General features: G+C 66.8%; 9 protein-coding genes. 2 read left to right on the top strand and 7 right to left on the bottom strand.

Translation table 11 applies throughout. The features are described from left to right. Positions 1–2: 2 nt before the first annotated feature. The 4 genes from BMX29_RS01100 to fdhF all read right to left on the bottom strand — a co-directional run bounded on the left by BMX29_RS01100 (position 3) and on the right by fdhF (position 6,390). Positions 3–815 (bottom strand): ABC transporter ATP-binding protein, encoded by an 813-nt coding sequence (locus tag BMX29_RS01100; RefSeq protein ID WP_092809682.1) that lies wholly within the window; start codon positions 813–815, stop codon positions 3–5. Positions 816–891: 76 nt separating this feature from the next. Beyond that, the gene (locus BMX29_RS01095; protein ID WP_092809680.1) at positions 892–2,868 is read right to left on the bottom strand and encodes an AMP-binding protein; all 1,977 of its coding nucleotides are present in this window, start codon (positions 2,866–2,868) and stop codon (positions 892–894) included. Between the two features lie 174 nt (positions 2,869–3,042). Then, positions 3,043–3,504 carry a DUF2383 domain-containing protein gene (locus BMX29_RS01090; RefSeq protein ID WP_092809678.1) on the bottom strand — a complete coding sequence of 154 codons (462 nt, stop codon included), beginning with the start codon at positions 3,502–3,504 and terminating at the stop codon, positions 3,043–3,045. Between the two features lie 99 nt (positions 3,505–3,603). Then, on the bottom strand, positions 3,604–6,390 hold the full coding sequence (gene fdhF, locus BMX29_RS01085) for a formate dehydrogenase subunit alpha (RefSeq protein ID WP_092809676.1): 2,787 nt from the start codon (positions 6,388–6,390) through the stop codon (positions 3,604–3,606). 297 nt (positions 6,391–6,687) lie between these two features. Between fdhF and BMX29_RS01080 the strand changes: the two genes are divergently transcribed. Further along, positions 6,688–7,059, top strand: a complete 372-nt coding sequence (locus tag BMX29_RS01080; RefSeq protein ID WP_342342369.1) for a hypothetical protein — start codon at positions 6,688–6,690, stop codon at positions 7,057–7,059. 69 nt (positions 7,060–7,128) lie between these two features. Here the strand turns inward: BMX29_RS01080 and serA are convergent, their stop codons facing one another. Together serA and BMX29_RS01070 are read right to left on the bottom strand one after the other, a co-directional pair. Next, positions 7,129–8,724: a phosphoglycerate dehydrogenase gene (serA, locus tag BMX29_RS01075; protein ID WP_092809672.1), complete on the bottom strand. Its 1,596-nt coding sequence runs from the start codon at positions 8,722–8,724 to the stop codon at positions 7,129–7,131. A 114-nt stretch (positions 8,725–8,838) separates the two neighbouring features. Continuing rightward, the gene (locus tag BMX29_RS01070; RefSeq protein WP_092809670.1) at positions 8,839–9,996 is read right to left on the bottom strand and encodes a phosphoserine transaminase; all 1,158 of its coding nucleotides are present in this window, start codon (positions 9,994–9,996) and stop codon (positions 8,839–8,841) included. Between the two features lie 158 nt (positions 9,997–10,154). Here BMX29_RS01070 and serB point away from each other — a divergent pair, with 158 nt between their 5' ends. Then, positions 10,155–11,030, top strand: coding sequence for a phosphoserine phosphatase SerB (gene serB, locus BMX29_RS01065; RefSeq protein ID WP_092809668.1), 876 nt, complete (start codon positions 10,155–10,157; stop codon positions 11,028–11,030). Between the two features lie 15 nt (positions 11,031–11,045). Here the strand turns inward: serB and BMX29_RS01060 are convergent, their stop codons facing one another. Next, positions 11,046–12,047, bottom strand: coding sequence for an asparaginase (locus BMX29_RS01060; protein WP_092809666.1), 1,002 nt, complete (start codon positions 12,045–12,047; stop codon positions 11,046–11,048). Positions 12,048–12,072: the final 25 nt, after the last annotated feature.

Here is a 12,072-nt window from a genome sequence, read left to right as displayed (position 1 = left end):
GATCAATGCGACACCCCGAGATAGGCGTCGATGACGTCCTGGTTGCCGCGCACCTCGTCCGGCGTGCCGTCCCCGATCTTCTTGCCGTAATCCATCACGACCACCCGGTCGCTCAGGTCCATCACCACGCCCATGTCATGCTCGATCAGGCAGATCGTGGTGCCGAACTCGTCGTTCACGTCGAGGATGAAGCGGCTCATGTCCTCCTTCTCCTCGACGTTCATGCCCGCCATCGGCTCGTCCAGCAGCAGCAATGACGGCTCGGCCGCCAGCGCCCGCGCCAGCTCGACCCGCTTTTTCAGACCGTAGGGCAGCCGCCCCACCGGCGTCTTGCGGATGTTCTGGATCTCGAGGAAATCGATCACCCGCTCGACCTTGGCGCGGTTCTCCATTTCCTCGTCGCGTGCGCGGCCCCACCAGAGCGCCTGCTGTGCGATGCCTGTGTTCATGTGCGTAAGCCGGCCGGTCATCACGTTGTCCAAAACCGTCATGCCCTCGAACAACGCGATGTTCTGGAACGTGCGCGCAACGCCCATTCGAGCCACCTCGTAGGGCTTCATGGGCGGACGCGTCTCGCCCTTGTAGCGGACCTCGCCTTGGGACGGCGTGTAGAACCCCGAGATCACGTTCAGCATCGACGACTTGCCTGCTCCGTTCGGTCCGATGATGGCCCGGATCTCGCCCTCGCGGATATCGAACGAGATGTCGTTGATGGCCACCACGCCGCCAAAGCGCAGGGTGATGTTATGCAGGGCCAGAAGCTCCCCACCGATCTGACGGCCGTCCGCGGTCACGTATCCCGCCCCATCCATCATGTCCGGTCCCCTCTGGTTCTGACCGGCGCCACGGGATGGCGGGTGGGGCGATGCGCGTCAGCGCGAGCGTCACGCGTCATTCTGCAGCCTCCCTGACCGGCGCGGACACCGGCACCGTCTTTGCGTCGCGGATCGCGAGCGTCGCGCGTATCCGGCCCGTGCGGCCGTCCTCGTAGGTCACCTCGGTCTCGGTGTAGACCTCGTCCGACCCGTCGTAGAGCGCGGTCACGAGGTCCGCGTATTTCTCGGCGATGATCTTGCGCCGCACCTTGCGGGTGCGCGTCAGCTCGCCGTCGTCGGCGTCCAACTCCTTGTGCAGCACCAGGAAGCGATGCACCTGACAGCCCGACAGCATCTCGTCCTGCGCGACGCTCTCGTTGGTCTCCTCGACGTGGGACTGGATCGTTTCCAGCACCAACGGATGCCCGGCAAGCTCCTGGTAGGACGAGTAGGCGATGTTGTTGCGCTCGGCCCAGTTGCCCACCGCGGTGAGGTCGATGTTGATGAAGGCGCAACACGTCTCGCGGCCCGCGCCGAACACCACCGCCTCGAGGATCGCGGGGTAGAACTTGAGCTTGTTCTCCACGTATTTCGGCGCGAACAGCGCGCCCGAGGCCATGTGCCCCACATCCTTCGCGCGGTCGATGATCCGCAGGTGGCCGCTGTCCTCCTCGACGAAACCCGCATCGCCGGTCGCGACCCAGCCCTCGGGATCCTTGGTGTCCCGGGTCGACTCGGCGTTCTTGTAGTATTCCACGAAGGTGCCCGGAGAGCGGTAGAACACCTCCCCCGACTCCGCGATCTTCAGCTCCACCCCCGGCGACGGCACGCCCACGGTGTCCGAGCGCACCTCTCCGTCGGGTTGCTGGGTGATGAACACGGACGCTTCGGTCTGGCCGTAGAGCTGCTTCAGGTTGATGCCGAGCGCGCGGTAGAAGTCGAAGATCTCCGGCCCGATGGCCTCGCCCGCGGTGTAGCCCACCCGGATCCGGCTGAAGCCCAGCGCGTTCTTGAGCGGACCGTAGACCAGCACCTCGCCCATGCGGTATTTCAGCCGGTCCCAAAGCCCAACGGAATGTCCGTCGAGAAGGCGCGGCCCCACGCGACGGGCGTGCTCCATGAAGTAGTGGAACATGCGCCGCTTGAGAGCGCCCGCGTCTTCCATCCGGATCATGATCTGGGTGAGATTGGTCTCGAAGACGCGCGGCGGCGCGAAGTAGTAGGTTGGGGCGATTTCGCGCAGGTCCGTGACCAGCGTGTCGGCGCTTTCCGGGCAGTTCACGCAGAACCCCGTCCAGTAGGCTTGCCCTATCGAGAAGATGAAATCGCCCACCCAGGCCATCGGCAGATAGGCCAAGACCTCGTCGTCCGCGCGCAGGTGATCGAACTCGGCCGAGTTTTTCGCCGTCTCGATGATGTTGCGGTTGGACAGCACGACGCCCTTGGGCTTTCCGGTGGTGCCCGAGGTGTAGAGCATCACGCAGATATCGTCGTAGTCGAGCCGGGCGCGCCGGTTCTCCAACTCTTCGCGCTGCGTCTCACCTGCCTCGCGCCCGGCCTTCTGCACCGCGTCGAAGGCGCTTAGGCGGCTGTGGTCGTATTTCCGCAAGCCCCGTGAGTCGACGTAGATGATGCGCTCGAACGACGGCAGCCGGTCGGCGACTTCGATCACCTTGTCGACCTGTTCCTGATCGGCGGCGACCACGAAGCGCGCGCCGCAGTGGTCGAGAACGTATGCCATCTCTTCGGCCACGGCATCTTGGTAGAGCGGCACCGGCACGGCTCCGACCATCTGCGCCGCGACCATGGACCAGTAGAGGTAGGGCCTGTTGCGCCCGATCACCGCGATGAAATCGCCCGGTTGAGCGCCGAGATCGAGCAGACCGAGTGCCAGCGCCTCGATCTCTTCCTGCGCCTCGGCCCAGGTCCAGCTCTGCCAGATGCCGAATTCTTTCTCGCGATAGGCCGCCTGCGCGCCGAAGCGCGCGGCGTTGCGAGCCAGCAATGCAGGTACGGAGCGCGGATGCTCCGCGCCCTGCGGCGTCGTTGCCACGGCAAATCCTCCCTCTCGGCGCCGCGTCTCCGGGGTCCGGAGCCGTCCTCCCGGCGCACGGCCGCGTCTGTGCGCGGCAAACCCATTTGGTCAGCCAACCGCGCACCGGTCAACGGTTTCTTGGGAAGGTTCCGCAGGGTCGGCTTGTGCCGCGGCGCGGCACAAGCCGCTCTCTCAGTCGAGGTGGCGGGTCTCGTCCAGCAGCGCTTCGATCTCGCCACGCATGGCGAGGATTTCATCGCGGTGTCGATTGGTGCCGAGCGTGGAGATGGCCTCGTCGAACGACTCGAGCACGTGCTTCTCGCCGTCGCGGACGCTGTCCATCACGTCCTCGTCGATCTCGTCGAACATGGCGCGCACCGAGACAACCGTGCGGTTCACGGTGCCGAAGAAGCTGCCTTCGCTGTCCGGCTCACCGCCCAGCGCGGTGACGATCGCAGCGGTACGCTCGGCGTGCTGGTGGTGGGTCTCGCGGAACTTGAGGGCGACCGGCCGAAACTCTGGTTCGGCTTTTTCGACCATTACGTCGAAGCCCTCGCGCGCGTCTACCGTGCGCCGCAACAGCGACTGCACCGCATTGATCTGAACGTCTTGCACGGCGTCGGGGCTGGTGGGCGCATCGTCACGGTCCGTCATGGTGTCATCCTCCGTCCGGGATGCCAGCCAAACGTACGCCGCCCGCGCCCGTTCCCGGGCCCGCGCGGCAATGGGCGGAAAGAGGCCGCCGGTTCGGCGCTACTCGGCCGCCACCGCGTCTCCGTCCGCGGCCTCGACGCGCACCGCGGAGTACTTGAACTCGGGAATCTTGCCGAACGGATCCAGCGCCGGGTTCGTCAGGATGTTCGCCGCGGCCTCGACGTAGGCGAAGGGCAGGAACACCATGTCCGGCGCCACGTTGCGGTCGGCCCGTGCCATCACGTCGAGGCTGCCGCGTCGCGTGGTCAGGCGCACCCGCCCGCCGGCATCGACCCCCAGCTTGCGCAGGGTCGAGGGATGTAGCGAGCAGTTCGCTTCGGGCTCCACCGCGTCGAGCACCGAGGCCCGCCGGGTCATCGACCCGGTGTGCCAATGCTCGAGCTGGCGGCCGGTGGTCAGGATCATCGGGTAGGCCTCGTCCGGCACCTCCGCCGGCGGGGTCACGCGGGCGGGGGTGAACTTGGCGCGGCCCGCCCGGCGCGGGAAGCCGTCGCCGAACACCACGTCCTCGCCGGGAATGTCCGGCCCCTTGCAGGGATAGGTGACCGAACTTTCGCGCTCCAGCCGCGACCAGGTGATATGATGCAGCGAGAACATCGACATCTTCATCTCGTCGAAGACATGACGCGGGTGGTCGTAGTCCCAGTCGAGCCCGATCCGCCGCGCGAGATCGACGATGATACGCCAGTCCTCCCGCGCCTCGCCGGGGGTCGGCACCGCGCGGCGCACCATCTGCACCTGCCGGTTGGTGTTGGTCACCGTGCCGGTCTTCTCGGGCAGCGCCGAGGCCGGCAGGATCACGTCGGCATACATCGCCGTCTCGGTCAGGAAGATGTCCTGCACCACGAGGTGGCTCAGCTTGGCGAGGGCGCGGCGGGCATGTTCGACGTCAGGGTCGGACATGGCCGGGTTTTCGCCCAGCACATACATGCCTCGGATCTCTCCACGATAGACCCGGTCCATGATCTCGACCACGGTCAGACCGGGCTCGGCGTCGATCTCGGTGCCGCGCCAGATGTGGCGGAAAAGATCGCGCACCTCGCTGTCGGTCACGGGCTGATAGTCCGGCATGACCTGCGGGATCAGCCCCGCATCCGACGCGCCCTGCACGTTGTTCTGCCCGCGAAGCGGATGCAGACCGGTGCCCGGCCGCCCGACATGGCCGCAGAGCAGCGCGAGAGAGATAAGGCAGCGCGAGTTGTCGGTGCCGTGGATGTGCTGCGACACGCCCATGCCCCAGAAGATCATCCCTGCACGGGACCGTGCGAACTCGCGTGCGACCTCGCGGATGGTCTCCGCCTCGATGCCGCAGAGCTCGGCCATGCGCTCGGGCGGGAAGGCGCGGATGTGATCGCGGAACTCGAAGAAGCCCTCGGTGAAGCCCTCGATGTATTGCCGGTCGTAGAGCTTCTCTTCGACGATCACGTTCATGATCGCGTTCAGGAGCGCAACGTCGGTGCCGGGCCGGAACTGGAGGTTCTGCCAGGCATGCCGTTTCAGACCGCCCTGCCCCCGCGGGTCCATGATGACCAGCTTTCCGCCGCGCTTGGCGAACTGCTTGAAGAAGGTGGCCGCGACGGGGTGGTTCTCGGTCGGGTTGGCGCCGATGATGATGGCGATATCCGCGTTCTCGATCTCGTTGAACGAGGCGGTGACGGCGCCCGAACCGACGTTCTCCATCAAGGCGGCCACCGACGAGGCGTGGCAGAGCCGGGTGCAGTGGTCGACGTTGTTGTGCTTGAAGCCCTGGCGGATGAACTTCTGGAACAGGTAGGCTTCTTCGTTGGTGCACTTGGCCGAGCCGAAGCCCGCGATCGTCTTGCCGCCGTAATAGGACCGCAGGTCGGCGAGGCCACGCGCGGCGACGTCCAGCGCTTCCTCCCAGGTGGCCTCGCGGAAATGAGTCCAGGGATTTTCGGGGTCCACGTTCAAGCCCTTGTCGGGCGCGTCCTCGCGCCGGATCAGCGGCTTCGTGAGACGGTGGCCGTGATGGATGTAGTCGAAGCCGAAGCGGCCCTTGACGCAAAGCCGCCCCTCGTTCGCCGGGCCGTTGATGCCCTGAACGTACTTCACCTTGTCGTCCTTGACCTTGATCGAGACCTGGCAGCCGACACCGCAGAACGGGCAGACGCTGTCGACCTCCTCATCGAAGTCCTCGCGGTCGCCGACCTGCTGTTCGTCCACCACCGAGGCCGGCATCAGCGCACCGGTGGGACAGGCCTGCACACATTCGCCGCAGGCCACGCATGTCGAGGCGCCCATCGGGTCGTCGAGATCAAAGATCGGGAAAGCATCGTGGCCGCGGTCGGCCATGCCGATCACGTCGTTCACCTGCACCTCGCGGCAGGCGCGGACGCAGAGGTTGCATTGGATGCAGGCGTCGAGGTTCACGCGCATGGCGACGTGACTGTCGTCGAGCAGCGGAATGCGCTCGGCTTCCATCGTCGGGAAGCGGCTTTCGGTCACGCCTTGCAGTTCGGCCATCTTCCAGAAATGCGCCGAGCGATCGTGCGCCACCTCGGGCTCCGGCTGGTCGGCCATCAGCATCTCGACCACCATCTTGCGCGCGTGTGTAGCCCGGCCGGAATCGGACGTCACGACCATGCCCTCCTTCGGCTCGCGGATGCACGAGGCCACGAGATTCCTCTCGCCCTCGACCTCGACCATGCAGGCGCGGCAGTTGCCGTCGGGGCGATAGCCGGGCTCGGGCCGGTGGCAGAGGTGCGGGATCACGAGGCCCTGCCCGTGCGCCACCTCCCAGATGGTCTGGCCGGGCTCTGCCTCGACCTCTCGGCCGTCGAGTGTGAAGCGGATGGTGCCGGACATGCGAAAGCCTCCCTTGGTCGGGCTACCTCTACCAATCGCGCGCGGGGGGCGCTGCGGTCAATTCCGACTCCTTGCCTAGAAAACGCGGCGCGGAGGGTTCCGATGCGCTGCAATCACGCCCCCGCGCCGCAGCACCGGCCAGTCCGGCAAGCCTGCCGAAAACACTTCGTGGGGCCAGATCACGAATGTAAGATCCGTTCCGCGATCGGGGGTGCCGGTCGCGCATTTTCCGGCCGCCGCCAGATACCAGGTGGCCACAGGGAGTAATTCGAGATGAATGGATTGGCACGCCGCTTCATGATCCTCGCCGTGATATCGGCGATTGTCGGAATGGGATGGGGCATACAGATGTCCGCTTCGGGAGATCACGGACTTTCCGTCGCCCACGCCCACCTGAACCTGCTGGGCTGGGTCGGCTTCGCGATTTTCGCTTTCTACTACCACCTCGTGCCACAGGCGGCGCAGGGAAGGCTCGCGAGGGCTCATTTCGCTCTCGCGGTCACGGGCGTGGTCTTCATCGTGCCGGGCATCGTGTCGGCTGTGCAAGGGACCGGCGAAACCCTCGCGAAGATCGGCTCGATCCTGACGGTCCTGTCGCTGATCGCCTTTGCGGCCGTGGTACTGCGCCCGCATCGAGCTTCGGCACCGTCGCGGCCGGCCGTGGCCTGACCTTTCAACAGAAAAGCGGCGCGGACATCTGCCCGCGCCGCCTTCCGATTTTACCGAGGTCGCTGCGGCTCAGGCCACGTCGAACTGTAGCGGCTTCACCTGCTGGAACATGCCGGTGTCCTCGAGCGCGCCGATCACGTCCGCGGGCACCACGTCGTCGACGTAGAGCAAGGCGATCGCCTCGCCCTTGGCCTTGGACCGGCCGAGCGTGAAGTTCGCGATGTTCACGCCGTTCTGGCCCATGGTCTGGCCCAGCGTGCCGATGATGCCAGGCACGTCCTCGTTCGTGGTGTAGAGCATGTGGCGGCCGATCTCGGCGTCGATGTTGATGCCCTTGATCTGGATGAAGCGCGGCTTGCCGTCCGAGAACACCGTGCCCGCGATCGAGCGCTCACGCTTGTCGGTCACGACGGTGACCTTGATGTAGCCCTCGAACGCACCCGACTGCGCCTGGTTGGTGGTCGAGATCCGGATGCCGCGCTCCTGCGCGATCAGCGGGGCCGACACCATGTTCACGTCGGGGTTCACCCGCTTCATGATGCCTGCCACGACCGAGCAGTTCAGTGCCGCGAGGTTCATCTCGGAGACCGAGCCGTCGTAGAGGATGTTGATCGCCTTGATCGGCTCGTCCGTCATCTGACCGATGAAGCTGCCGAGATGGTCCGAGAGCTTGATCCACGGCCCCATGACCTTGGCTTCCTCCGCCGAAACGGACGGCATGTTGAGCGCGTTCTCGACAGCGCCGGTCAGCAGGTAGTTCGCCATCTGCTCGGCGACCTGCAGGGCCACGTTCTCCTGCGCCTCGGTGGTCGCCGCGCCGAGGTGCGGGGTGCACACCACGTTCGGCAGGCCGAAGAGCGGGTTGTCCGTCGCGGGCTCCTCGGCGAACACGTCGAAGGCGGCGCCCGCGACGTGACCCTCCTTCAGCATATCGGCCAGCGCCTGCTCGTCGACCAGGCCGCCGCGGGCGCAGTTGATGATCCGCACGCCCTTCTTGGTCTTGGCGAGGTTCTCGCGCGACAGGATGTTGCGGGTCTGGTCGGTCAGCGGCACGTGCAGCGTGATGAAGTCGGCGCGGGTCAGCAGCTCGTCGAGCTCGACCTTCTCGACACCCATCTGGTCCGCCTTCTCCTGGCTCAGGTAGGGGTCGTAGGCCGCGACCTTCATCTTCAGGCCGCGCGCCCGGTCGCAGACAATGCCGCCGATATTGCCGGCGCCGATAACGCCGAGCGTCTTGCCGGTCAGTTCGACGCCCATGAACTTGGACTTCTCCCACTTGCCGGCATGGGTCGATGTCGACGCTTCGGGGATCTGGCGCGCGACGGCGAACATCATCGCGATGGCGTGCTCGGCGGTGGTGATCATGTTGCCGAACGGCGTGTTCATCACGATCACGCCCTGCTTGGACGCAGCCTCCTTGTCGATGTTGTCGACACCGATACCGGCGCGGCCGATCACCTTCAGATTCGGCGCGTTCTCAAGGATCTTCGGCGTGACCTTGGTGGCCGAGCGGATGGCGAGGCCATCGTACTGGCCGATCACCTCGGCCAGCTTGTCCTTGTCCTTTCCGAGGTCGGGCTGGAAGTCGACCTCGATGCCGCGATCCTTGAAGATCTGGACGGCGGCGGCGGAGAGCTTGTCGGAAATCAGAACTTTGGGTGCCATGGAACGGGTCCTTGCGAGCAGGATGGAATGGGAGTTCCCCGGTGCGGCGCCGCGGGTGTCCGCGGCGCCGGGTCCGTCAGGAAAGCCCGGCATGCCGGGCGAAGGCGGGATGGATCAGGCGGCCTGCGCCTGGGCGTCAAGCTCGGCGTGGAACGCCCACTCGATCCAGGGCATCAACGCCTCGACATCCGCGGTTTCGACCGTGCTGCCGCACCAGATCCGCAGACCTGCGGGCGCGTCGCGGTAGGCGCCCACGTCCAGAGCCACGCCCTCGGCCTCGAGCCGCTTCTGAACGGCCTTGGCGAAGGCGCCGGCATCGGAGATGCGCGCATCGGTGAACTTGAGGCACACGGAGGTGTTCGACCGCGTCGCCGGATCCTCGGCGAGGTTGGCGATCCAGTCGCGCGTCTCGCAGAAGTCCCAGACGACCTGCGCGTTGGCATCCGCCCGCGCCTGCAGCGCCTCGCGGCCGCCGATCCGGCGGGCCCAGTCCAGTGCGACAAGGTAGTCCTCGACGCACAGCATGGACGGCGTGTTGATCGTCGCGCCTTCGAAGATCCCCTCGTTGAGCTTGCCGCCCTTGGTCATGCGGAAGATCTTGGGCAGCGGCCACGCGGGGGTGTAGTTTTCAAGGCGCTCCACGGCACGCGGGGACAGCACCAGCACACCGTGCGCGGCCTCGCCCCCCATGACCTTCTGCCAGGAGAAGGTGACCACATCGAGCTTGTCCCACGGCAGGTCCTGCGCGAAGGCGGCCGAGGTCGCATCACAGATCGTCAGGCCCGCGCGGTCCGCCGGGATCGCGTCGCCGTTCGGCACCCGCACGCCCGAGGTCGTGCCGTTCCAAGTAAAGACAACGTCGGTGTCGTAGTCCAGCGCGGCCATGTCGACGATGCGGCCGTAGTCGGCCTCGACCACGTCGGCATCGATCTTGAGCTGCTTGACCACGTCGGTGACCCAGCCCGCGCCGAAGCTTTCCCAGGCGACCATCGTCGCCTTGCGGGCGCCAAGCATCGACCACATCGCCATCTCGACGGCGCCGGTGTCCGAGGCGGGCACGATCCCGATGCGGTAGTCGGCGGGCACGCCCAGCACCTCGCGGGTGCCCTCGATCGCGTCCTTGAGCTTGGTCTTGCCCACGGAGGCGCGATGCGACCGCCCCAGGGGCGCGTCGTTCAGCATGTCGAGGGTGAAGCCGGGGATCTTGGCACAGGGGCCGGAAGAAAAGCGCGGATTGGCCGGCCGCGCGGCCGGTTTTTCGGTCGTGGTCATGTATCTAACCTTCCAGATAGAAGCCCCTCGTTGGGGAGGGGTGTCCCACCGCCGCAGATACGGTCGCGCCCCCGGTTCCACAAGCGCGAAAATGGCGCTACGGGGGCCGGAACAGTCGAAATCACGCGCCTCGCGTCCTCTATCGGAAACTCGCGCCCATGTTCACCGCCACGCTCATCGCGCCCCGGGGCGTGCTCGATCCCGCCCTTGTCCACGCCCTGCGCGACGCCTGGGGTGGCGGCGACGCGGTGTGGCTTGCCCCCGACGAGGCGGCGGAATTCACGCTGGCCGAAGTCCCCTCGAACCGCTGGGACGTGTGGGCCGACCTGCAACGGCAGCGCACCGACCTCGTGGTTCAGCCCACCGAGGGACGCCGCAAGCGCATGCTGCTGGCGGACATGGATTCCACGATGATCCGGCAGGAGTGCATCGACGAGCTGGCCGAGGAAGCCGGCGTAGGCGCGCATGTGAAGGAGATCACCGCCCGCGCCATGAACGGCGAACTCGACTTCGAGGGCGCGCTGACCGAGCGCGTCGCGCTGCTGAAGGGCCTTCCCGAGGATATCGTCGATCGGGTCATCGCCACCCGGATCGAGCTGATGCCCGGCGGTCCGGAACTGATCGCGACGATGAAGGCGGAGGGCGGCCACGCGGCGCTGGTCTCTGGCGGCTTCACCGCCTTTACCGCGCGCATCGCCGAACAGATCGGCTTCGACGAGCACCGCGCGAACACGCTCTTGATGGAAGACGGCACGCTGACCGGAGAGGTCGCGCAGCCGATCCTCGGGCGCGAAGCGAAGGTGCAGGCGCTGTCCGAGATCAGCGCCCGGCTCGGGCTGTCCGAGACAGACGTGATCGCCGTGGGCGACGGCGCAAACGATCTCGGGATGCTGGAGCGCGCCGGCACCGGCGTCGCCCTCCACGCCAAGCCGTCCGTGCAGGAGGCCTGCGAGGTCCGCGTGAACCACGGCGACCTTACGGCGCTGCTGTTCCTGCAGGGCTACGCGCGGTCGGACTTCGCGACCCCGGCCTAGGCTCGGCGCCTCGTTTCAGGCGAAAATGTTGTCCGCTGGCCTGATCTGACCAGTGACCACACCGCGGAAGTTGCGGATCTCGGGATTCAGGAACCGCACCACGTCCGGGTGTCGCGAATCGAGCGCGCCGAGTCGCACGAGCAGCGCCGCCACCGCGCATTCCGCCGCCCGCGTCGCCCCGTCCGCAGCCTTGAGCGCCACCCCGAGCCCGCGCTCGGGCAGGATCGCTATGAAGAAGCCCTCCGCCCCGGTCTTGAGGGCCACTGGCTCGGTCGCCGCTCGCATCAGGAGCGTGCAGGCGCGGCCTTCTCCGGCGACCTCCATCGGGTGTGCGATCATCGCTTGCACCAGCCGGGCGGCCGCCAGCGACAGCGGGTCCGAGCGACCATGCGCGGTCGCGAACCACGCCATCGCCCGGCCCATCGCCGCAACGGTGGTGGCGAAGTTCGGCGCCGAGCAGCCGTCGATCCCGTAGAACGGGCTGGTCCGGTCGGTGACCGTCTCGAATGCCTCTCGGGCAGCCACCTGCACCGGGTGGTCGGCCTCGTGATACTCGGCCCCCGCGCCCAGGTGCTGCATCAGCGTCAAGAAGCCCGCGTGCTTGCCCGAGCAATTGTTGTGGCGCTGGTCCGGTGTCCCGCCCGCGCGAATCATCTCGTGCTTGAGGGCGCGGTCCCTTGGCGGCTGCGCGCCGCAGCGCAGGTCGGCCTCTGACAGCCTGCGCGCCTCCAGCCAGTCACCGACCGCCTCGACATGCAGGGGCGCGCCCTCGTGGCTCGCGCAGGCAAGCGCGAGGTGGCGCGACGAAAGCCCGGCCGCATCGGCGGCCCCGGAGGCCACCAGCGGCAGCGCCTGAATCATCTTGGCCGAGGACCGCGGCAGCACCATTGTCTCGGGCGCGCCGAAGGCGTCTTCGAGCGTGCCGTCGTCGCGGGCGATCACCGCGTGTCCAAGGTGGACGGACTCGGCGATCGGCCCGCGCCAGATTTCCGCCAGGGGGATTGCGCCCGCGATCATGTCAGGTGTCCTCACGTCTCAGCGA

Source organism: Roseivivax marinus, assembly GCF_900109705.1.
Classification (GTDB): Bacteria; Pseudomonadota; Alphaproteobacteria; order Rhodobacterales; family Rhodobacteraceae; genus Roseivivax; species Roseivivax marinus.
This window is presented reverse-complemented; position numbering and strand designations above follow the sequence as displayed.